The sequence below is a fragment of the Musicola paradisiaca NCPPB 2511 genome (assembly GCF_000400505.1).
Lineage (GTDB): Bacteria > Pseudomonadota > Gammaproteobacteria > Enterobacterales > Enterobacteriaceae > Musicola > Musicola paradisiaca.
In genome coordinates this window covers 4,040,601-4,061,975 of record NZ_CM001857.1, presented here as the reverse complement: position 1 = coordinate 4,061,975, position 21,375 = coordinate 4,040,601, and the positions used below count along the sequence as shown (strand labels likewise).

Below are 21,375 nucleotides of genomic sequence, written 5' to 3'. Positions count from 1 at the left end.
GGCCGGGAGAACAGAACCATGAGAACCATCGTAAAAGCGGTCAACGTCAATAAATACTTTGACGATTTTCATGCGCTGAAAGACATCAATCTCGACGTCAGTTATGGCGAGGTGATGTGCATTCTCGGCCCGTCCGGCTCGGGGAAAAGTACCTTTCTGCGTTGTATCAATCAGCTGGAAAAAATCGACAACGGCGGCATCTGGATCGACGACGAACTGGTGGGCTACCGCATCGCCGGTAAAAAACTGCACCCCCTGAGCGACAAGCAGATTGCCCGCCAGCGGCTGCATACCGGCATGGTATTCCAGCGTTTCAATCTCTTTCCTCACAAGACCGCGTTGGAAAACGTGATCGAAGGGCCGATGCAGGTGCTGCTGCGCCCCAAACGGGAAGCCACCGAAGAGGCGATGGATCTGCTTAACCGGGTAGGGCTGGCCAACAAGGCCAACGCCTATCCGGAGTCGTTGTCCGGCGGGCAGCAGCAGCGCGTCGCCATTGCGCGCGCGCTGGCGATGAAGCCCAAGCTGATGCTGTTCGATGAACCGACTTCGGCGCTCGACCCGGAGATGGTCGGCGAAGTATTGGGCGTCATGAGGACGCTGGCGAAGGATGGCACCACCATGTTGGTGGTCACTCATGAGATGGGTTTTGCCCGGGAAGTGGCAAATCAGGTCGTGTTTATGGATGAAGGCCAGATTATTGAACGGGGCACCCCTGAGGATGTGTTGCTGAATCCGCAGAACCCCCGGCTGCAAAATTTTATTTCCGCAATTCTTCTCTAACGTCAACAACAGGGTAACTACAGATGAAAAAATAATGCTGTCCGCTTTAATCACCGGCGCTCTGCTGGGCTCCGCCGCGCATGCCGCCATCACGCTGCCCGACAGCATCAAAAGCAAGGGCGAGCTGACGGTCGCCATCATGCCGAACTATCCGCCGATGGAATTCAAGGATCCGGCCACCAACCAGTTGATGGGGGTGGATTACGATCTGGGTATGGAAATGGCGAAAAAGCTGGGCGTCAAAATCAACTGGCAGGAGATCGGTTTCGAACAGATGATCAACGCCGTCGCCACCAAACGTGTCGATATGATCATGTCCGGTATGACGGATACCCAGGAACGCCAGAAAGTGGTGAGCTTTGTTGACTACTTCTCCACCGGCCCGCAGTTTTACACCACCACCTCCCGCAGCGACATCAAAGAGCTGACTGACCTGTGCGGCAAGCGCGTTGGTTCCAGCCGTCGCACGACGTTCCCGGCGGAAATCGCCGCCTGGAGCAAGGCCAACTGTGAAGCGGCGGGCAAACCGGCAATCGACGTGGTCGGCGCCGAAGGTACCGCCGACGCGCGCGCCCAACTGCGTCAGCGTCGTCTGGACGGCGCGGTGCAGGGCAGCGAAACCCTGCCGTACATCATGAATCTGGAAAAAGACACCTACAAACCGCTGGGCAAAGCCTTCTCTTTCCAACTGACCGGCATCGGCATCGACAATAAGGATCCGGTACTGGTAGCCGCAGTGCAGGCGGCCTTCAACGCGATGATCGCCGACGGCAGCTATCAGGCCATCCTCAGCAAATGGGGCTTGCAGGACGGTGCGCTGAAACAGGCAACCATCAACCAGGGCCGTTAATCGGCCGGTGAGGAGAGTGACGACGATGGAGTCTCTGACGCAGCGTCCGCGCTGGCCGGACAATAAACGAGGTTGTATGGCGCTGGCTTTCGATCTCGACGGGCCGACCGGCGACGCCATGCTGAACGGGTCTATCTGGCAAAAGCCGGAGTATTTTACTTTTGGCGGTTACGGGCCGTTTCGCGCCTTGGGGCGGATCCTGGCGCTGTTGGAGCAGTTCTCGGTTCCGGCGACTTTTTTCGTGCCTGCCTGGGTGGTGGAGAACTGGCCGAAGCAGTGCGCCGCCATCGTCGAGCAAGGACATGAGGTGGCCTATCACGGCTACCGCCATGAGTCTTTCTATGCACTCTCTGCCGATGAGCAGCGCCGGGTGATGGACGTCTCTGCGGACATTTTCTGGCGCTATCTCGGGATCCGCGCCGAGGGGTTTCGCACGCCGTCGGGGGACTGGCACGCCGATACGCCGGCGGTGCTGGTGGACTGCGGCGTGACCTATTCCAGCAGTATGCGCGGCGACGATCGCCCATACCTGATCCCGGTGGCCGGCCGCGACCGCGCGCTGGTGGAGATCCCCCGGGCGTTGGGAGATGGACGACTATGCTTCGCTGGCCTATACCCGTTCGCCCAACTTTCCCGCCGGACTGGATCGCACCGCCAGCTATACGCTGACGCTGGATAACTGGTGCCGCGAGTACGACGGCGCAATGGACGAAGGATTGTGCCTGACCACGCTGTTTCATCCGAAAATTTCCGGCAAGCCGGGGCGCATCCTGCTGCTGGAACAATTTCTTGCCCATCTGCGCCAGCGTGACGACGTGTGGTTCGCCCGCTGCCGCGAGGTGGCCCACTGGCATCTCCGGGAGGATCGCCCATGAGCGGGTTTGCCCACTGGCCTGCGCCCTACCGCTGTGCGGTGGTCGTGACCATCGACTATCACGATGTCCACGGCATCCTCACCCAGACACCCGCGGTGGCCGGCCGTGAAAAGACGCTGTCGGTCTGGCGTTACGGCACTACGCGCGGTGTGGATCGTTTGCTGGCGCTGTTGGCGCGCAAACAGGTCTGCGCCAGCTGGTGTCTGCCGGCTATCGTCGCCGAGGAAAACCGCGACCTGTTCGCGCGCATCGTCGCCGGCGGCCATGAGATCGCCTGTTCGGGCTATCGCCATCAGGATTTTGACGCCATCACGTTGGCGGAGCAGGTCGCCAGCCTGCAACAAGGGTGCGACGCGCTGGAGACGCTGAGCGGTACGCGCCCGGTCGGCTTCCGGTTGCCTGCCGGGCAGTGGAAACCGGGGTTCGTCGAGGCGATGGCGCAGGCGGGGATCCGTTGGTCGTCCAGTTGGCGCGGCGACGATCTGCCCTATTTCCATCAGGAGGCGCCGCTGGTGGAGCTACCGCTGCACTACGAGTTGGAGGACGACCCCTATTTCGCCTTCAATCTCAGTCCGGCGGTGCCGCCGGGGCAATCCCGTATTGCGTCTTATGCCCATACGCTGGAAAACATGAAGCTCGATTTCAGCGGTTTTTACCGCTTCGGTGGTTGCTATGTGTTGCGGCTGCACCCGGAAATCATCGGCACGGCGGGCCGCATCGGGCTGTTGGATGCGCTGCTGGATTTCATTTGCGGCCATGACAACGTTTGGTTGGCGACGGCGGGCGAGGTGGCGGCATGGTGGCAAACGCAGCCGGCCAATGCACCGGAGCATCCGGCGGCGATTTATCATCAGCATGTGAATACGCAGGTACCGTCATGAACAATGCGCAGGCGCAACTGGCCGCATTTATCTGCCAGACCCGTTTCAGCGATTTCCCGGCCGAGCTGGTAGAACGCTGCAAACGCCATATTCTCGATACGCTCGGCGCGGCGTTGGCCGGGGTGGATAGCGACGTCTATCGTGCCGTCGATCGCGCTTTGTCCGAACCGGCGCCCGAAACGGGAGCGGTGCTGTGGGGGCGCAATAGCGTGGCCAGCATCCGTCAGGCGGCGTTGCTCAACGGCGTAGCGGCGCACATGTATGAACTGGACGATACCGGTGGCTGCGATCACTCCGGCGCGGTGGTGCTGCCGGCGGTGCTGGCGATGCTGCCGGCGTGCCCGCAGCCGGTATCCGGTCAGGATCTGATCCGGGCGGTGGTCATCGGCTATGAAGTGGGGCGTCGGGTGCTGGAAGCCTGCGGCGGCTATTCGCCTCATAACGGCGCCGGCTGGCATTCCACCGCCACCTGCGGTGTATTTGGCGCGGCGGCGGCGGCGGCCAGCCTACTGAGGCTACCGCAGGAGAAGATGGTGGCGGCGCTGGGGCTGGCCGGTAGTTTCAGCGGCGGGTTGTGGGCGTTTATCCACGACGGTTCCCAGAGCAAGAAATTGCATGCGGGGCGAGCGGCGGAAGGTGGTGTGTTGGCGGCGCTGCTGGCGAACGAGTCCGTCAGCGGGCCGACCCAGCTGTTCGAGCCGGTGTGGGGCGGTTTTCTGTCCACGCTGGCGGCGAACGGCGCTCAGCCGGAGGCGCTGACGCAGGATTTGGGGCAGGTGTGGAAGCTGCTGCGTTGTTCGATCAAACCCTACGCTTCCTGCCGCGGGGTGCATTCCGCCATTGACGCATTGAACGTGCTGTTGACGCGAATCGACGGCGACGCCGACGCCATCGAGCAGATTAGCGTGAGCCTGAGCCCGTTCCTGCATGGGATGTGCGGCAACTGCGATCTGGACAGCCTGGCGGCGGCGCAGATGAGCCTGCCCTATGCGCTGGCGGCGCGGTTGGTGCATGGTCACGCCGGGTTGAACGCTTACCTGGACGGGAACCGCCAACATCCGGGGATTGCACCGATGTTGGCGCGCATTGAACTGCGCCTCGACCCGCAGCAGGACAGCGACAGCGAACCGTTGCTGACCCTGACCACGCGCCGGGGCGAGCGCTTCAGCCATCGGGTGGAGATCGCGCTGGGCTCGCCGCATAACCCGCTCAGTGATGCGGCGCTGCTGGAAAAATTCACCGCGTTAGCGGTACGCGCGTTACCAGAGCCCCGCGTAAGGGCATTGGCCGATCTGTGCCTGGGGCTGGAAAAGGTCGCGGATGTACAACCGCTGGCGGAGACGTTGATGCTCGAATAGCTATTGCTGCGACGATACGGTACGAGAGCGATAAACCGACGGGGAGGCGGTGTTCCGATGCCTCCCCGTTATAGCGTTTAGTGTTTGATGAAATCCTTCCGGTGCCGGTATTGGTGCCGGGAGTTGTCCGCGCTCATCGACATTTTCCCGGCGCTGACCGGTACCGGCGTGCGCTGGTGGAGCGATCGCGCCCAAGGGCTGATGATGTCTTGACGGATGCGCTGCGGATAACTCGCTGCGCGTGGTGTGAATCCACGCTGGCTGCGTTAATCATGCCGGTGGAAGAAGGCCTGAGTCGGGCGTTATCCCGATAATGCCTGACTGACTTTCAAACCATCCAGATTGACGGCATAGCAGGCATGGGATGAGATGGTGATAAACAACACTTTTTCTTCGCTCACATCAACATGAACCAGCATGCCTAAAGGGATTGCGATTAATTTTTGATTTTGCTGAATAGCAAACAATAAATTGTAGCTATAACTGGTGCTGGAACTGCTCTCTTTCGACCAGAAAATCCATGCGCTTTCGCTATTACGGTTCAGGTTTAAAAAACCGGTTTTAATTGTGTCGATTATTTTGTTCCTGAGCGAATCAGAAATCGAACCGCCGACCACCGCGTTAATATGATCGGAAACCTGCGCAATGGTTTGTTCTGGCGAGCCGCTGGCAACATGAAAATTAATGACTTGCTCTATGGTTAAGCCGGCGTCATTGGCAACGGAAATCGCTTTATTGGTATCAAAACTCAGGGTCGACGTTAATGCATGTTGAAATACCCGGCTGATGGCCAACGACTGAGGGATATATTGAGCTTCAACACTGAACAGGGTTTTGAAATGCAGGGGCTGTTCCTGTTCTGCCTGTAAAGCATATCGATTAACCATAACGGGCGCAGAAATAACATTCAGTACGATCGGACTGTTATAAATAGTCGGATGTAAGTCGTCTGTAATATTCAAAATAAGCCCCTTGATTCAGGTTAATGACATAATGCTATCTTTGGGCAACCGGAAAAACAGGCGATTACTCCAGCGGTTTGACGATCTGGAATCCTTTTATGGATATTGTAATTTCTTCTTTTTTCAAGGTTAAACGCCAGTCTTTAGTGCTAAATATATCGGTGATGGCGGTACTCGGCGTGACCGTAATGATAAGCGGGCCTGCGGCCATCATGGCGCCGGTTTCATCCCCCTGGCTGACAAGAAATAAACTGTATGAATAACTGACGACCTGATGTTGGGTATCAGGTTGGGTAGTGATATGAAACCAGGGTTTATCTTTTTGCGTATCCAGATCGCAAAAAGCATGAGACAAAATATTTTGAATATAAGTGTCTTGACTTATACCCAATACGCCTTCGATTTTTAACTGTTCGGATAACGCGGTGGTTAAAGCGGACAGGGTGTCAAATGACTTTTTTATGGTCGTATTATTGGTGGCGACAATCGCCAGATCAGGTTGCGCCTGCGCTTTTTTTACCGCCTTAGCCAAATCCAGCTGACCGTTCTCATCGACTTCATGTGCAAACAGCTGAGCCAGAGAGAGGGCCTGGGCATAATAGTGCTCATTTTGAAGATTGAGAAACACCTGATACGGCAAGGTATTATCATCATCCGGGTAAATTTCTATACTCATATTATCACCATGTCTGAATCGTTCTATTTTCTGCTATTCGGCGGCGAGCGCCTCAACAATTACCATACTCTTGAAGTTCATGTGTTGGGTAATTGATGAGCCTGCTACTAGTGCCAGCACATTCGCATCTGATTGTGTGATGGTAATGTCAACGCTGGTTAACTGACCGACCATAACCGAACCTGTCGCCGTATTTTGCGTGACATCAAACATATTATATTGATACTTCAATGTGTTTGATTGTTCGTTGAAAATTGTAAAATAATTACCGTTTTTCTGAGCATTAAGGTCGATAAAGGCTTTGGCGGCAATACCGAATGCCATCCAGTTTTCTGTGGCCGCGCCTTGCACCATGCGGATGAGGTTTTGCAACTGGTCAATGGCGACCCAGACCTGAGAAATCGTGCTGTTCCCTTTTACGGTATGTGTACCGACAACCGCCAGCGTATCGTGGCTTTTTGCAATCGATAGCGCTTTCTCGAAATTAATCCCTTGCTGAGGAATGTAAGCCTCATTGAAAATATTGGCCATATTGATGGCCTGCGAAACGTATGTTAAATCGACATTTAATGTGACGCTAAAATTTTTATTTCCATCGACAGCATTCGTCGGATTTAAGGTAATGGCGTTCATCTCAGTGCCTTATTTCATATCCGGTAAAAATAATAGTAAAAATGCCATGACGAGCATGGCATTTTCAGAATTAGGATTTGAGTGCTTCAACAACAGTGATGGATTTCACATTAACAGAATAATTATGTTTGTCTTTGATGGTAATCCAGAGCACTTGTTCTTTATCGACATCAACGGTAATGGTCAGGCCGATAGGTGCGGCTGCCATAACGGAACCGGTATCCTGATTAGCAACAGCAAATAAGATATTGTAAGTATACGTTGTTTTCGATTCGCTCTCTTTATTCCAGAAAATCCACTTACTTTCTTTTTGTGCATCAAGGTTGGTAAAACCCTGTTCAATCGTGTTGGCAAATTTCTTATATGTTGGGCTGTCTTTATCGAGCACCACGCCGACAACGGTATCCAGCAATTTCATGACGTCGTCCACCATGGCGGATACCTGATTGTTTTGCTTGGTAATAGATTGATTTATCGTACCTATAATCGCCATTTCAGGGTGGTTTTTTACCAGATCAATGGCTTTGTCAAAGTTAAATTCAAGGTTGTCTCCATTAATAGCGCTCTGAAATACTCTTGACATTTCAATCGCCTGGCCGACATATTTTTGTGGTAATTGAAATAACGTATTGAAATTAAGATCTAAGTTTGAATTATTTGCCATCAGTTCATTGCTATTCAATACAATAATATTATCGAATTTCATCTCGATACTCTCCAGGAATAAAATGTGTAGGGGCAGCGTTTTCTATTTTAACCTAGGAGTCGTTATTGCAAAGATCAAGCCGCATGGCCGGTATATTTTATTTCCGATTGATGATTGGTTTGCGGCTAATGATTTGTTGGTTATATTTTGGATGTTAAATGAATTTATTTTCATGCTGTGATGATATGTCTGTTGCCTACATATTTAATCATATATTTCATTGTATACCCGACATATTTCACATTGCCGGTGTGTTGGCTGCGGTTTTTCACTTGCCTCATGTCGCGGCGTCATCTCATCAGGATGCTCTGGCTTAATTGCCTTACTGCAACGTCAAGTCAGTGATTGGGGGAAACGAGAAAAACCAACCTCGCTGCAACGTGACGTATGACGAGAAGATATGCCCGCTAAAATGATCAGAACGGTAATACCGCTTTCGCAAAACAAGAAATAACCTTCTCTTATCGATAATCACGCAAATGGTGCAGGCGGGTTGATTTGTGCACTGGAATAGCACCCGATTCCCGCTAATAGGCATGGGCTGCGGTTTTTCACTCAGGGATTGTCATCCATTTTTATTATTGCCGATGTGAATAAATCCAGAATGAATCGGTGCTTTCTCATTTTGAGAAAACCTGGATCGAAAATCTGTAACGGTAATTGGCCGTGATTGGCGTTGGTCTTGCAATGCTGTTAACGAATGTTTTTGTTAGTGACCATTTTTTTATTCGTCCTTTATTGTGGTGGAGAACAGCATGGCTCGTAATCTGGCAAGACATATTCGTAAATATGCATTAACCGCTTTATTGGCTGGCTGCGCGTCTGCCAGTTATGCGGGAAAACAAAACGATACTCTGGTCTACGCCTCCGACAGTGAGGTGGAAAACGTCAGTCCTTACCACAATAACATGCGGGAGGGCGTCATCCTGGCGCATCTGGCGTGGGATACGCTGATTTATCGCGATCCGAAAAGCGGCGAGTACAAAGGCGAACTGGCGACCGACTGGAGCTGGGAAGCGCCCACCGTACTGCTGCTGCATCTGCGTAAAGGCGTGACCTTCCATAACGGCGACGCCTTTACCGCCGATGATGTGGTGTACACCTTCCAAAGCATCGGTGGGCCGAACACCGCCTCGGTGATCCCGCAGAGCGTGGACTGGATCGACCATGTGGAGAAGGTGGACGACTATACGGTGCGGCTGCACCTGAAAAAACCGTTCCCGGCCGCGCTGGAATACCTCTCCGGCCCGACCCCCATCTACCCCGCCAAATACTTCCAGCAGGTGAAGCTGGAAGGCTTTAGCAAAGCGCCGATCGGCACCGGCCCTTACAAGATTGTGAAGGTCACGCCGGGGCAGGGGGTCTTGATGGAGAAAAACCCGAACTACTTCAAGGACAGCCCTATCGGCCAGCCGAAAATCGGCAAACTGCAATTTGTGGTGATCCGCGATCCGGAAGCGCGCGTGGCGCAACTGATGACCGGCCAGGTGGATTGGATCTGGCGCGTGGCGTCGGATCAGGCGGCGTCTCTGGCCTCGGTGCCGAATATCACCGTGAAAAGCGGCGAAACCATGCGGGTGGGCTTTTTGGAGCTGAATACCAATGCCACCGGCCCTGAGGGCGCGCCGTTCAAGGATTTGCGCGTGAGGCAGGCGATCAGCTACGCCATCAACCGCCAGGCGATGGTGGACAACATGGTGCGTGGCGGCAGTAAGCCGGTGTTCTCCGCCTGTTTCCGTTCCCAGACCGCCTGTGACGACAGCCAGGTCACTCAATACCCGTATGATCCGGCCAAGTCTAAACAACTGTTGGCGGAAGCGGGCTTCCCCGACGGTTTTGAAACCGATTTGTGGGCCTATCGCGAACGTGACTACGCTGAGGCGATCATCGGCGACCTGCGCAAAGTGGGGATTCGCGCCCGTCTGCACTTCGTCCAGTACCCGGTGATGGCCAATGCGCTGGCATCCGGCCAGGCGCCGTTGGCGTTCAGCACCTGGGGATCGTTTTCCATCAACGACGCGACCGCGTTCGTGACGCCGTACTTCGGCGGCAAGGGCAACGATATCTGGAAAGATCCGGACATCATCGCCGAGCTGGCGAAAGCGGATGCCATCACGGTGCCGCCGCAGCGTAAGTCGGCCTACGCCAAGCTGCTGGCGAACATCTCGGCGAAAGCCTATATGGCGCCGTTGTTCTCCTATTCCACCAACTACGCCTTTACGTCAGACCTGAATTTCCAGGACTGGCCGGATGAATTGCCGCGCTTCGCCGAAGCGAGCTGGAAGTAATCCGCCATCGGGAAGGGGCGGCCCTTCCCGGAGCGTCCGTTTTGCGAGGAGCACTCTCATGGTGAAGTTCATTTTTCATCGGTTACTGGTTGCGTTGGCGGTGCTGTTCACCGTGGCGGTGGTCAGTTTTTCACTGCTGCACCTGTCCGGCGATCTGGCGGCGGCGATCGCCGGGCCGGACGCGACCGCAGACACCATCGCCCAGATTCGGGTACAGAACGGGCTGGATCAGCCGCTGCTGACCCAGTTCTCCCGCTGGATGTGGTCGGCGCTGCACCTGGATTTCGGCCGCTCGTTCTATTTTGAAAATACGGTGATGGAGCTGGTGGGGCAGCGTATGCCGGTCACGCTCCAACTGGGCGTGGCGTCGCTGTTGCTGGCGTTGACGGTGGCGATCCCGCTGGGCGTGCTGGCCGCGGTGTTCCGCGACACCTGGGTGGATCGCCTGGCCATGCTGGTGGCGGTGATCGGCCAGGCCATGCCGAACTTCTGGTTCGCGCTGGTGTTGATCCTGATTTTCGCCGTCGGCCTGAAATGGTTGCCGGTGGCGGGGAATACCACCTGGTTGAACTTCGTGCTGCCCGCTGTGGCGCTGGGCTACTACGCCATGCCGTCGCTGATGCGTTTAACCCGTTCCGGCATGCTGGATGTGCTGGGTTCCGACTATATCCGCACCGCCCGCGCCAAAGGGCTGAGCGCGTTCAAGGTGGTGTTCAAGCACGGCCTGCGCAACGCCATCATCCCGGTGGTGGCGCTGGCGACAGTGGAATTGGGGTTCATGCTGGGCGGTTCGGTGGTGATCGAATCGGTGTTCTCGCTGCAAGGGCTGGGGCAATTAGCCTGGGATTCTATCTCCCGTAACGATTTCCCGGTGGTGCAGGCCATCGTTTTGATTATCGCCGTGTTTTATATCGGACTGACCTTTCTGGCGGATGTTCTCAATGCGGCACTGGATCCGCGTCTGCGCAGCAAATAAGGAGCCGCGATGAAAAGTACGCTTGCACGTTTCGCCGTGATGATGAAAAGCGCGCCGGCCGTTGAGCCGGGGCTGTTGCCCGAGCCGGGGCCGTGGCAGCGCTGGAGGCGAAAAATACTGGGCCACCACGGCATGACGCTGGGGGTGATGATTTTGGGCAGCATCGTCCTGCTGGCGATCCTGGCGCCGCTGATAAGCCCGCACGATCCTTTCGCGCAGGACGTCAGCCGACGGCTGATTCCGCCGGTATGGCACGACAAAGGCAGCTGGGAGCACCTTCTCGGTACCGACAAACTGGGGCGCGATTATTTAAGCCGGTTGCTGTACGGCGCACGGGTGTCGCTGGCTATCGGTCTGATCTCGGTGATGATCTCCGGGTTTATCGGTATTTCGCTCGGCGTTCTGGCCGGGTACTTCGGCGGTCGCGTCGATGCGGCGGTCAGCTATCTGCTGACGGTGCGCCTGTCGATGCCGGTGATTCTGGTGGCGCTGGCGCTGGCCTCGCTGGTGGGCGGATCGGTGAAGGTGGTGATCATGCTGCTCGGTTTGCTGTTGTGGGATCGCTTTTTGATCGTCTCCCGTTCGGTGACGCGCCAACTGCGGGAGGCGGAATTTATCGCCGCCGCCCAGACGCTGGGCGCCTCGTCGCTGTTCATTATGCTGCGGGAGATCCTGCCCAATCTGCTGGGGCCGCTGACGGTGGTCGCCACGCTGGAGATCGCCCACGCCGTGTTGCTGGAGGCGACGCTGTCGTTCCTCGGGTTGGGGGTGCAGCCGCCGATGCCGTCGTGGGGGCTGATGGTGGCTGAAGGCAAAGCGTATATGTTCTTCCAGCCGTGGGTGATCGTGATCCCGGGCGTGGTGCTGGCGTTGCTGGTGCTGGGCATCAATCTGGTGGGCGACGGTTTGCGCGATATCACCGCGCTGGACGGTCGCAACTAAGAACCTAGCCGAATCAGCTATTTTACTGGCCATTTTGGCACTGGGCGGTGTTTGAAATCCTCTCGTACTGCGTGTACGTGCCGGTTTCTCCGCGCTGCCCTTGTCCAAACTGGCTGCGCCAATGACGCCTATTGCGATAGGCGCTAAGGAGGTCGGGATGCATTCTGCTGACAACAATCCACACGAATACCCGCACGAGATCGTGCTGGACGTGAAAAACCTGCGTGTTGATTTGCCGACGCCGCGCGGCACGCTGCATGCGGTGCGCGGCATCGATTTCTCGGTACGGCGCGGCGAGATGCTGTGTCTGGTGGGCGAGTCCGGCTGCGGCAAGTCGATGACGTCGCTGGCGCTGATGGACTTGCTGCCGCGCCGGGCGGTACGCACGGCGGACTATATCCGTTTCAAAGGGCAGGACTTGCAGTCATTACGTCCGAAACAGATGTCGATGCTGCGCGGCAACCAGATAGCGATGATTTTTCAGGAGCCGATGACCTCGCTCAACCCGTCGTTCACGCTGGGAGACCAACTGTGCGAAACCCTGATGGCGCACCGGCGTGTGTCCTACGCCGAGGCGCGGGAGCGGGCGGTGTACCTGATGGAGCGCGTCGGCATTCCGCTGGCGACGGAGCGTTTGAGGCAGTATCCGCACCAGCTGTCCGGCGGCCTGCGCCAGCGCATCATCATCGCCATGGCGCTGATGTGCGGCCCGGAGCTGATTATCGCCGATGAACCCACCACCGCGCTGGATGTCACTATTCAGGCGCAGATTTTACGCATGCTGCGTGAGTTGCAGCAGGAACTGGGCACGGCGGTGATTTTCATTACCCACGATCTGGGCGTGGTGGCGCGTATCGCCGACCGCGTGGCGGTGATGTACGCCGGCCAGGTGGTGGAAAACGCGCCGGTACGGGAACTGTTTCACCAGCCGCAGCACCCTTATACCCGCGGCCTGCTGGCCTGCATCCCGGTGCAGGGCAAAACCGTGCCGGGCGAACCGTTGCAGGCAATCCCCGGCATGGTGCCGAGCCTGGTCGGGCCGCAGCAGGGCTGCGCGTTCCGTAATCGTTGCGGCGAATGTCATGAGCGTTGTCTGGTGGATGTCGACTGGCGGGCGGTGTCGCCACTGCATGCGGTGCGTTGTGTACAGGCCCAGGCTACGGAGGTGTTGGTATGACGATGCAGGCAACCCAGGATATGACGGCGCTGCCGACGTACATTCCCGGCAACGACGACATCGCGCTGGAGCTGTGCGCGCTGAGCCGGACGTTTCGTCTCAACCGCGGTCTGTTCTCCCGGCCCGGCGAGATTACCGCGGTGGATAATGTGTCGCTGCGTATCCGGCGCGGTGAAACGCTGGGGCTGGTGGGGGAATCCGGCTGCGGCAAAAGCACGCTGGCGAAAATGCTGTTGGGGCTGCTGCCGCCGACTTCCGGCAACGTGCTGATTGAAGGGCGGGAGATTGACGCGGGCAACCGACGCGCGATGGCTACCCGTATCCAGCCGATTTTTCAGGATCCTTATTCCTCCCTGAACCCGCGCCGCACGGTGGCGGATATCGTCGAGGTGGCGCTGCGGCTGCACGATATCGGTACGCCGGCGGAGCGTAAAACACGGGTACGGGAGATGCTGGATGTGGTGGGCATGCCGTCCCGCACCCACAGCCAGTATCCGGGGCAGCTTTCCGGCGGGCAGCGCCAGCGGGTGGCGATCGCACGGGCGTTGATTTTACAGCCCGATATTTTGATTTGCGATGAGCCGACGTCGGCACTGGATGTGTCGGTACAGGCGCAGATCCTCAATTTGTTGTTGTCGCTCAAAAAAGAGTTAGGTCTGACCTACCTGTTTATCAGCCATAACCTGTCGGTGGTGGAACATCTGGTGGATCACGTCGCGGTGATGCGCAAAGGCCGACTGGTGGAACAGGGCACCCGCGAGCAGGTATTCAACGCGCCGCAACACCCATATACCCGTGTGCTGCTGGCCTCGGTGCTGACGCCGGAGCCGGGGTTGGGTATTCCAGAAATAGACGCCTGCTGATTCGGCAGGCGAATGCCCGATGACCGTCGGCGATGAGGCGTGGTCATCGTGGACGATAAGAACCGGTGGAGCCCGAAGGGGGGCGAAGCCGGGCAACGGTGGGCAGCCGACGATTAACGATGAGAAGGATCAATGATGACACGCGAAGAGGTAATGCAGGCGGCGGCGGACTATTTTGATTCAGGCCGGTTGCGTGAGGTGCTGGCACGCCGGGTGGCGTACCCCACGGAGAGCCAGAATGCGCAACGGGCACCGATATTGATGGATTATTTGACGGACGAGATCGCTCCGTTGTTGCAGGAGATGGGCTTTGAAAGCCAGATCGTGCCCAACCCGGTGGCGGGCAAAGGGCCGTTCCTGCTGGCGCGGCGCATCGAGCCGGAAGCGGTACTGACGGTGCTGACCTACGGCCACGGCGATGTGGTGCTGGGGGACGACGCAAACTGGCGCGACGGATTGTCGCCCTGGGCGCTGACGCCGGACGGCAACCGCTGGTATGGGCGCGGCACTGCCGATAACAAAGGGCAGCACACCATCAATCTGGCGGCGCTGTCGCTGGTATTGAAAGCACGCGGCGGCCGCCTTGGCTATAACGTCAAACTGATATTGGAGATGGGGGAAGAGTACGGTTCCCCCGGTCTGGAGGCGGTGTGTCAACAGTACCGCGACTGGCTGGCGGCGGATCTGTTTATCGCCTCCGACGGGCCGCGGGTGTCGGCGCAGCGCCCGACGCTGTTTCTCGGCTCGCGCGGGGTGTTCAATTTCGGCCTGCGGCTGACGCTGCGCGACGGCGCGCACCATTCCGGCAACTGGGGCGGGCTGCTGAGCAACCCCGCCATCCGGCTGGCGCACGCCATTGGGTGTCTGGTGGACGCCAACGGACGTATCAAGCTGCCGGCGCTGCTGCCGCCGCCGCTGTCGGAGGCGATGCGCCGGGTGTTGTCCGATATCGAACTGGGCAGCGGCCCGGACGACCCGGCGATTGATCCGAACTGGGGCGAGCCGGGCTTGAGCGCGGCGGAGAAGGTGTATGGCTGGAATACGCTGGACGTGTTGGCTTGCATCACCGGCAATCCGGATAAACCGGAACACGCCATTCCCGCGACAGCACGCGCCCAGTGCCATATGCGTTATGTGCCGGGCAGCGACGTGGAACATTTTGCGGAGCATATTCGTCGCCATCTGGATGCCAACGGTTTTGAAGATGTGGAGATGGTCAGCCCGGATCACTGTTTTGAAGCGACCCGTATCGACCCGGACGACCCCTGGGTGCGCTGGGGGCTGGCGTCCATCGCCCGCTCGGTGAACAAACCGGCGGCGGTGCTGCCGAACTTCGGCGGCGGCCTGCCGAACGCCTGTTTCCTGCGTACTCTCGGCCTGCCGACATTGTGGGTACCGCACTCGTACCCCGGCTGTTCTCAGCACGCGCCGAATGAACACCTGCTGGCGGATGTGGCGCGTGAGGCGCTGCACATCATGAGCGGCCTGTTTTGGGATCTGGCGGAAGAGGGCGGCAGGGTGAAGACGTTAAGAGAACAACATGTGATTGTGTGAACAAATATGACTGTGTGCCCATCGATATCACTCACATCTTGATAGTGGCGTGTGTTGCCTTCTGGCATAAAAAATTTTGCTGAGGGATGGGAGGCCGTAGGGTGAGCCGCATGGATGCGGCGAAAACTCGTGCCGCGCCGGACAAAAACGCGAAAAGCGTTTTTGAACAGCGTTTACGCTGGCCCGCAGGGCGAGCCACATTCTGTGGCGAGTAACCGCGTCACGAGAGGCCCGTTAAGCGGCCACCTATCCCGAAGGCACCGCGTTAGCGGCAAAATTTAGCCAGCAAGCCCGGGTTCACAGGGAGGCGGCGTTTGAGCCTCCTTGTGTCGGGCGGAGCGAAAAATAGTAAAGATAAAATATGAGGTTAATACGCCCGAAACCTTCTCGGATTCTGAATGTGATGGCATGACGTTTCCGATAGATTCTGTCTCTCGGAGACCCTCTATGCATAATAGCGAAATTCGTTACTTTATGGCGGTAGTCGGCGCCGGTTCCATCAGCGCCGCCAGCCAGCAGTTATTCGTTGCCGTGTCTGCCATTAGCCGCCAGATCCAGCGGCTGGAGACCCGGTTGGGGGTGCCGCTGTTCGAGCGTAGCGCCCGTGGGATGGTGCTGAACGATGCCGGGCACATTCTGGCTAACCATGTGCGGCGCAGCATGGCCGATATGGAACTGGCGATGGCGGAAATCGAAGGGTTAAAGTCGGTGCGTCAGACCACCATCCGGGTGGTCTGTACCGACGGCGTGGCGTTCAACCTGCTGCCGACCATGTTGGCGCGTTTTCGTGAGATTCATCCGCGCGTCAGTTTTTATCTGACGGTCGGCACTGCCCGTCAGGTGCCGGAATTAGTGCGTAACGGCGAATGCGATGTGGCGTTGAAGTTCAGCTTGTCGCCGGAACATGGCGTGGAAGTGCTGGCGTCTTACCCGGCGCCGGTATTGGTGTTTATGCAGGCGGATCACCCGCTGGCCAACAAAGAGTTCCAGCTGGCGGATCTCAATGCCTGGCCGATGGTGTTGCCGGATCAATCCGCGACCATTCGCCAACTGTTCGACCTCTCCTGCCGCATGAACAATGTGTTTATCGACCCGGTGTTTACCAGCAATCACTTTTCCTCGCTGTACGATTTTGTGCGCAATACGCCGGATGCCATCGGTATTTGCAGCCATTTTTCTATTCTCTACAGCGCCCGGCGCGACAACCTGCGTATGAGAACCGTCAATATCGACCAACTGAGCCAGCGTACTTTCCAGATCCAGACAGAAATGGGGCGCCCGCGTACCGCGGTATTGAGCGCATTTTTCACGTTTCTCCGGCAGGAGTTGCAGATCCAGGATCAGCGCTGCCGTCAGGAATTCGATTTGCAATTGCACTGACGGGCGAGGGCGTCTTCATTTGTTTTTCTTATTTAATTTTATTTCTATTTGGTGTGATTTTTTGGAATTTAAAATACAAAAATAAAAAATTGAATTAATTTTTATGAAAAATAGATCTGATTTTGCAATTTAAATGAATTCGGTTTTAGGTAGTATAGCGCTAACAGGAGAACGCGCTTCCCGTGTCTTACCCTCTTGTGTCCCTGGTGGCGTCTGCCCGGTCGTCATCGGTGGGGGAAGCCGGGAAGCGCACCTCTCCACGGTGAGCCGGGAAAACCGGAGCCGTAACTCAACTGCCCTGTTTTTTCCTTTGTTTACCGGAGCCTGACTATGAATCTGGAAAAATTCCCCCGTCACCCGCTGACTTTTGGCCCATCGCCGATTACGCCAATGAAACGCCTGAGTGCTTATCTGGGCGGCGATGTTGAGATTTACGCCAAGCGCGAGGATTGCAACAGTGGCCTGGCGTTCGGCGGCAACAAGACCCGCAAACTGGAATATCTGATTCCGGAAGCGCTGGCGCAGGGCGCTGATACGCTGGTGTCCATCGGCGGCATTCAGTCTAACCAGACACGCCAGGTGGCGGCGGTGGCGGCGCATTTAGGCATGAAATGTGTGCTGGTACAGGAAAACTGGGTTAACTATGCCGATGCGGTGTATGACCGGGTGGGCAACATTGAACTGTCCCGCATTATGGGGGCGGATGTGCGCCTGGATGCGGCCGGTTTCGACATCGGCATCCGTGAAAGCTGGAAACAGGCGATGGACGATGTGGAGAAACGCGGCGGTAAACCTTTCCCGATCCCGGCCGGTTGTTCCGAACATCCGTATGGCGGCCTGGGTTTTGTCGGTTTCGCCGAAGAAGTACGCCAGCAGGAAAAAGAGCTGGGTTTCAAATTCGATTATATCGTGGTGTGTTCCGTGACCGGCAGCACCCAGGCGGGGATGGTGGTGGGCTTTGCCGCCGACGGTCGCGCCCGCAACGTGATCGGCATTGATGCTTCCGCCAAGCCGGAAAAAACCAAGGCGCAGATCCTGCGCATCGCGCAGAACACCGCCAATCTGGTGGAGTTGGGCCGTGAAATCACGGAAGAAGATGTAGTGCTGGATACCCGTTACGGCGGCCCGGAATACGGCTTGCCGAACGAAGGCACGCTGGAAGCCATTCGGTTGTGCGCCCGCCTGGAAGGCGTGCTGACCGATCCGGTTTACGAAGGCAAATCCATGCAGGGCATGATCGACATGGTGCGTAAGGGGGAGTTCCCGAAAGGTTCCAAAGTGTTGTACGCCCATCTGGGCGGTGCGCCGGCGCTCAGCGCGTACAGCTATATTTTCCGTAACGGTTGATTTCAGTCGTGGCGTACCCATGCCACGATACAAATTCGGCAATATCAAAACGATAGAGGCAACAGCTGCGTTCACCGGTTTTAGACATTGATAATGTGTTGCTATATTTGCATGCATTGGTTTCAACGGAGGTCGCAAAAGCGGCCTCTTTTTTATTGGTATAACAGACTGTTACAGTAAAGTAATGCATGATTTATAGGTGTGAAGCTACCGTTTAAATCTCCGCTATGACAGCATGCTTACTACAGTTTCTTTAACCGCCGAACAGCTTCAGTCGTTGCAAGCGATGGCTGATATGAACCAACAGAAGGTAATCGTTTATGAAACATGTGACCCATTCTGACCAGCTCAGTAAGTTGCTGATTGAAGGTTACAAGTCTATTGAACGTTGTGAGTTGCACATGGGCAGTCTCAATGTGCTGATTGGCGCGAATGGTGCAGGTAAATCGAACTTTATCAGTTTTTTCCGTTTGATTGCGACGTTACTTGACCAGCGTTTGCAATCGTTAGTCAGTAAGGCTGGCGGGCCTGATGCCATGTTGCATTTCGGACGTAAAAAGACACCGCATCTGAAAGGCGAACTGTATTTCGGCAATAATGGTTATAAGTTCGAGCTGGAGCCAACCAATGACAACCGGATGATGTTTTCACGAGAAGCATTGTGGTGGAACATGAGTGGTGAGAAAGGTGTCGTTGCTGGTCATTTCGAATCACGGGCGGAAGAACATCACACCGGAATTAAAAAGTACACATTGCCAATTATGCGACGCTGGCGTGTTTATCACTTTCATGACACCAGCGAATCAGCTCGCGTAAAGCAGATCCACCGCATTAATGATAATGATTATTTAAGAGAAGATGGTGCGAATCTCGCGGCATTTTTGTATCGGTTGCAGAAAAACCATTTTTCACACTATAAGCGAATCGTTAAAAGTATTCAGATGGTCGCGCCTTTTTTTGGTGATTTCTACCTGCGCCCAACGCCAGATAATCCCGATACTATTCAGCTTGAGTGGACAGAGAAAGAGCAAGACATTCCGTTCAAAGCCAATGAACTGTCGGACGGCAGCCTGCGTTTTATTCTCCTGGCAACGGTGTTATTGCAACCAGAAGAATATAAACCGAGTGCGATCATCGTAGATGAACCCGAATTGGGCTTACACCCATACGCGATTGCCGTGCTGGCAGAATTAATTAAAACTGCCAGTCACGAACATCAGTTAATTATCTCAACCCAGTCGGTAGAATTGGTCAATGAATTTGATGCGGAAGATTTGATTGTCGTTGATAAGAAAGACGGCGCATCAACATTCAAACGGCTTGAGGCTGATTCATTGGAAGAGTGGTTAAGTGATTATAGCCTGGGTGAGTTGTGGACGAAAAATCTGCTGGGCGGGAGGCCGCAACGATGATTCGGGTTAATATCTTTGTGGAAGGGCAAACGGAAGAAACCTTTGTTCGTGATGTTCTCGCACCCGCTTTTGCGTATAAACACATTTATTTTACGCCAATCCTTGCACAAACCAGCCGGGGGTATAAAGGCGGTATTGTAAGTTACGGCAAGGTGAAGCATCAGATAGAACGGTTGTGTAAGCAAGATCCGCAGGCATGGGTGACAACCATGATAGATTATTATGGTTTACCGACGGATTTTCCGGGGCAAGATGAGAGTCCGGTTCAGAATGCCGATATTTACGTCAGAATTGGTCGTCTGGAGCAGGCATTTAAGCAAGATATCAATCAGCCTAATTTTCTCGCGAATTTTATTGTGCATGAATATGAGGCGTTGTTGTTTTGCCAGCCTGAAAAGTTTATTGATTGGATTGATGATGAAGATCCGGTAAAAAGACTTCTGGCAATGAAAGCCGAGTTTCCTACGCCTGAGCAGATCAATAACAGCCCGCAAACCGCGCCATCTAAACGTATTCGGGCGGTTATCCCTACATACAAAAAACATTACATGGCCCGCTGATTGCGGCTGATATTGGGCTGGATAGTATGCGTCAGCAGTGCCCTCATTTTCACCGTTGGCTTCAGTGTATTGAAGCGTTGGCTGATTAATGTGTTTGAAAAAATAGGATAATGAAAACACAAAAACTGGAAATGACAGAGTGAGTTACTGAAAAGAGATGTACCATAAAAATCACGTGATTTTTAGTTCTGTATGACTGACCTGAAACCATGAGTTAATTATGTGGACTCTTCCATGAGCTCACGAAAACTCGCGGAGTCAGAGGCCTTATTTTAATAAGCGTAGTAGCATTTCGATTTCTGAATTTGGTAATGAATAAAGGCATTTTATCAGTTTTCTCTTTTCTCTTTTCTCTTCAGTATCCCCTTCAGGATCAAATGATAGAAGTCAATCTGTAAACCCAATATTTCTTATTTCGACTTGGTTTGATTTATTGACGATGAAATCTGGAATTTCAGTTCTTTTGGGGTCGCAGATTACTCATTTTGTGCCTGATATATTAAGCCAGTCGGCTAAAACTACATTTACATGTTCATCTCCGAAACTATAGCCAACAACAATTAGCTCCCGAATCGATTGAATTTTACTCCTAAATTCTTCAAATAATTCCTTTGATAGATACAAAATGCTCTTGAATATTCTTATTTTCTGAGAAATAAAATAGATATGTATCAATTCTTGTTAATATGTTCTCCCTGAGTGTGGCAGTAAATGACCATACAAGTGGCATACCACATTCTACTGAAGCTCCTGCACCTAGAAAAAAAGCCAGCACCTATTACTCTCCTTAAATCTAAGTCGTGTCGATCTTATGCCTCAGGGTGCGTTTATTTCGCTAACATAATGCAGTATTTCGTCAGTAAAGACTCATCTACAAACTTAGTAGTCAAATCGTATATAGCACCTTTTTCAATAGTGACTTCTTCAAGGGCTTTATTGATACGTTCTTCAATTGAAACATCAAGGTCTGCGGTGCTCCGCGATTGTATAAAAACCGCATGAATGCGGAAATTATAATTTTCAGAAGTAAAATCTACATAATGAAATTGTCGATCTACTTGGAATGTTTCAGAAAAAATAGACTCAAAGTGAGTATGAATTATTTTTATTATCTTGTTGATATCATTATACATTTAGATAGCCCAATATTGT

At 54.7% G+C, this 21,375-nt stretch carries 19 protein-coding genes and 2 pseudogenes; 15 read left to right on the top strand and 6 right to left on the bottom strand.

Annotated elements, in window-relative coordinates:
- Positions 1-18 precede the first annotated feature (18 nt).
- From DPA2511_RS18045 to DPA2511_RS18025, 5 genes and pseudogenes are all read left to right on the top strand, one after another.
- Positions 19-783, top strand: a complete 765-nt coding sequence (locus DPA2511_RS18045) for an amino acid ABC transporter ATP-binding protein (RefSeq protein ID WP_015855173.1) — start codon at positions 19-21, stop codon at positions 781-783.
- Positions 784-817: 34 nt separating this feature from the next.
- Complete coding sequence (locus DPA2511_RS18040; protein WP_023638486.1) at positions 818-1,633, top strand: ABC transporter substrate-binding protein; 816 nt, start codon at positions 818-820, stop codon at positions 1,631-1,633.
- Positions 1,634-1,658: 25 nt separating this feature from the next.
- Positions 1,659-2,508 (top strand): annotated as a pseudogene (locus DPA2511_RS22090) (polysaccharide deacetylase family protein).
- Positions 2,505-3,389 (top strand): polysaccharide deacetylase family protein, encoded by an 885-nt coding sequence (locus DPA2511_RS18030; RefSeq protein WP_015855170.1) that lies wholly within the window; start codon positions 2,505-2,507, stop codon positions 3,387-3,389. The pseudogene DPA2511_RS22090 and the gene DPA2511_RS18030 overlap by 4 nt, the downstream one beginning before the upstream one ends.
- Positions 3,386-4,747, top strand: a complete 1,362-nt coding sequence (locus DPA2511_RS18025; protein WP_015855169.1) for an MmgE/PrpD family protein — start codon at positions 3,386-3,388, stop codon at positions 4,745-4,747. Before DPA2511_RS18030 ends, DPA2511_RS18025 begins: the two co-directional genes overlap by 4 nt.
- 302 nt (positions 4,748-5,049) lie before the next feature.
- Here DPA2511_RS18025 and DPA2511_RS18015 read toward each other — a convergent pair whose 3' ends face one another.
- From DPA2511_RS18015 to DPA2511_RS18000, 4 genes are all read right to left on the bottom strand, one after another.
- Complete coding sequence (locus tag DPA2511_RS18015; RefSeq protein ID WP_015855168.1) at positions 5,050-5,709, bottom strand: delta-endotoxin CytB; 660 nt, start codon at positions 5,707-5,709, stop codon at positions 5,050-5,052.
- 64 nt (positions 5,710-5,773) lie between these two features.
- Positions 5,774-6,385, bottom strand: a complete 612-nt coding sequence (locus tag DPA2511_RS18010; RefSeq protein ID WP_015855167.1) for a type-1Ba cytolytic delta-endotoxin — start codon at positions 6,383-6,385, stop codon at positions 5,774-5,776.
- 33 nt (positions 6,386-6,418) lie between these two features.
- On the bottom strand, positions 6,419-7,018 hold the full coding sequence (locus tag DPA2511_RS18005; RefSeq protein WP_015855166.1) for a type-2Aa cytolytic delta-endotoxin: 600 nt from the start codon (positions 7,016-7,018) through the stop codon (positions 6,419-6,421).
- Between the two features lie 70 nt (positions 7,019-7,088).
- Entirely contained in the window at positions 7,089-7,724 is a 636-nt protein-coding gene (locus DPA2511_RS18000; RefSeq protein WP_015855165.1) for a delta-endotoxin CytB, read from the bottom strand.
- Between the two features lie 755 nt (positions 7,725-8,479).
- Here DPA2511_RS18000 and DPA2511_RS17990 point away from each other — a divergent pair.
- The 10 genes and pseudogenes from DPA2511_RS17990 to DPA2511_RS22085 all read left to right on the top strand — a co-directional run.
- Positions 8,480-10,012 (top strand): ABC transporter substrate-binding protein, encoded by a 1,533-nt coding sequence (locus DPA2511_RS17990; RefSeq protein WP_015855164.1) that lies wholly within the window; start codon positions 8,480-8,482, stop codon positions 10,010-10,012.
- A 58-nt stretch (positions 10,013-10,070) separates the two neighbouring features.
- The gene (locus DPA2511_RS17985; RefSeq protein ID WP_015855163.1) at positions 10,071-10,988 is read left to right on the top strand and encodes an ABC transporter permease; all 918 of its coding nucleotides are present in this window, start codon (positions 10,071-10,073) and stop codon (positions 10,986-10,988) included.
- A 9-nt stretch (positions 10,989-10,997) separates the two neighbouring features.
- Complete coding sequence (locus DPA2511_RS17980) at positions 10,998-11,930, top strand: ABC transporter permease (protein ID WP_015855162.1); 933 nt, start codon at positions 10,998-11,000, stop codon at positions 11,928-11,930.
- A 157-nt stretch (positions 11,931-12,087) separates the two neighbouring features.
- Entirely contained in the window at positions 12,088-13,107 is a 1,020-nt protein-coding gene (locus DPA2511_RS17975) for an ABC transporter ATP-binding protein (RefSeq protein WP_015855161.1), read from the top strand.
- Positions 13,104-13,970, top strand: coding sequence for an ATP-binding cassette domain-containing protein (locus DPA2511_RS17970; protein ID WP_015855160.1), 867 nt, complete (start codon positions 13,104-13,106; stop codon positions 13,968-13,970). The genes DPA2511_RS17975 and DPA2511_RS17970 overlap by 4 nt, the downstream gene beginning before the upstream one ends.
- A 135-nt stretch (positions 13,971-14,105) precedes the next feature.
- Positions 14,106-15,524: a M20 family metallopeptidase gene (locus tag DPA2511_RS17960; RefSeq protein WP_015855159.1), complete on the top strand. Its 1,419-nt coding sequence runs from the start codon at positions 14,106-14,108 to the stop codon at positions 15,522-15,524.
- A 447-nt stretch (positions 15,525-15,971) separates the two neighbouring features.
- Complete coding sequence (locus tag DPA2511_RS17950; RefSeq protein ID WP_015855158.1) at positions 15,972-16,904, top strand: LysR family transcriptional regulator; 933 nt, start codon at positions 15,972-15,974, stop codon at positions 16,902-16,904.
- A gap of 330 nt (positions 16,905-17,234) precedes the next feature.
- Entirely contained in the window at positions 17,235-18,251 is a 1,017-nt protein-coding gene (locus DPA2511_RS17945) for a 1-aminocyclopropane-1-carboxylate deaminase (RefSeq protein ID WP_015855157.1), read from the top strand.
- 320 nt (positions 18,252-18,571) lie between these two features.
- Positions 18,572-19,663, top strand: coding sequence for an AAA family ATPase (locus DPA2511_RS17940; protein ID WP_015855156.1), 1,092 nt, complete (start codon positions 18,572-18,574; stop codon positions 19,661-19,663).
- Positions 19,660-20,234: pseudogene (locus tag DPA2511_RS22085) on the top strand (DUF4276 family protein); the annotation flags it as partial. The gene DPA2511_RS17940 and the pseudogene DPA2511_RS22085, both read left to right, overlap by 4 nt.
- Before the next feature lie 587 nt (positions 20,235-20,821).
- On the opposite strand, the gene DPA2511_RS23575 reads toward DPA2511_RS22085, so the two are convergent.
- Entirely contained in the window at positions 20,822-20,998 is a 177-nt protein-coding gene (locus DPA2511_RS23575) for a hypothetical protein (RefSeq protein ID WP_153247112.1), read from the bottom strand.
- Between the two features lie 52 nt (positions 20,999-21,050).
- A complete protein-coding gene (locus DPA2511_RS17930) occupies positions 21,051-21,356 on the bottom strand; it encodes a hypothetical protein (RefSeq protein WP_015855154.1) in 306 nt (101 codons plus the stop codon).
- Positions 21,357-21,375: the final 19 nt, after the last annotated feature.

Excerpts from the sequence above, each read along its gene's own strand:
- DPA2511_RS18005 (WP_015855166.1), bottom strand. The coding sequence starts at position 7,018 with ATGAACGCCATTACCTTAAATCCGACGAATGCTGTCGATGGAAATAAA.
- DPA2511_RS17930 (WP_015855154.1), bottom strand. The coding sequence starts at position 21,356 with ATGTATAATGATATCAACAAGATAATAAAAATAATTCATACTCACTTT.
- DPA2511_RS18045 (WP_015855173.1), top strand. The coding sequence starts at position 19 with ATGAGAACCATCGTAAAAGCGGTCAACGTCAATAAATACTTTGACGAT.
- DPA2511_RS18030 (WP_015855170.1), top strand. The coding sequence starts at position 2,505 with ATGAGCGGGTTTGCCCACTGGCCTGCGCCCTACCGCTGTGCGGTGGTC.
- DPA2511_RS17945 (WP_015855157.1), top strand. The coding sequence starts at position 17,235 with ATGAATCTGGAAAAATTCCCCCGTCACCCGCTGACTTTTGGCCCATCG.
- DPA2511_RS18025 (WP_015855169.1), top strand. The coding sequence starts at position 3,386 with ATGAACAATGCGCAGGCGCAACTGGCCGCATTTATCTGCCAGACCCGT.
- DPA2511_RS17990 (WP_015855164.1), top strand. The coding sequence starts at position 8,480 with ATGGCTCGTAATCTGGCAAGACATATTCGTAAATATGCATTAACCGCT.
- DPA2511_RS18010 (WP_015855167.1), bottom strand. The coding sequence starts at position 6,385 with ATGAGTATAGAAATTTACCCGGATGATGATAATACCTTGCCGTATCAG.
- DPA2511_RS17960 (WP_015855159.1), top strand. The coding sequence starts at position 14,106 with ATGACACGCGAAGAGGTAATGCAGGCGGCGGCGGACTATTTTGATTCA.
- DPA2511_RS17950 (WP_015855158.1), top strand. The coding sequence starts at position 15,972 with ATGCATAATAGCGAAATTCGTTACTTTATGGCGGTAGTCGGCGCCGGT.
- DPA2511_RS18000 (WP_015855165.1), bottom strand. The coding sequence starts at position 7,724 with ATGAAATTCGATAATATTATTGTATTGAATAGCAATGAACTGATGGCA.
- DPA2511_RS17980 (WP_015855162.1), top strand. The coding sequence starts at position 10,998 with ATGAAAAGTACGCTTGCACGTTTCGCCGTGATGATGAAAAGCGCGCCG.
- DPA2511_RS17975 (WP_015855161.1), top strand. The coding sequence starts at position 12,088 with ATGCATTCTGCTGACAACAATCCACACGAATACCCGCACGAGATCGTG.
- DPA2511_RS17985 (WP_015855163.1), top strand. The coding sequence starts at position 10,071 with ATGGTGAAGTTCATTTTTCATCGGTTACTGGTTGCGTTGGCGGTGCTG.
- DPA2511_RS17970 (WP_015855160.1), top strand. The coding sequence starts at position 13,104 with ATGACGATGCAGGCAACCCAGGATATGACGGCGCTGCCGACGTACATT.
- DPA2511_RS17940 (WP_015855156.1), top strand. The coding sequence starts at position 18,572 with ATGAAACATGTGACCCATTCTGACCAGCTCAGTAAGTTGCTGATTGAA.
- DPA2511_RS18040 (WP_023638486.1), top strand. The coding sequence starts at position 818 with ATGCTGTCCGCTTTAATCACCGGCGCTCTGCTGGGCTCCGCCGCGCAT.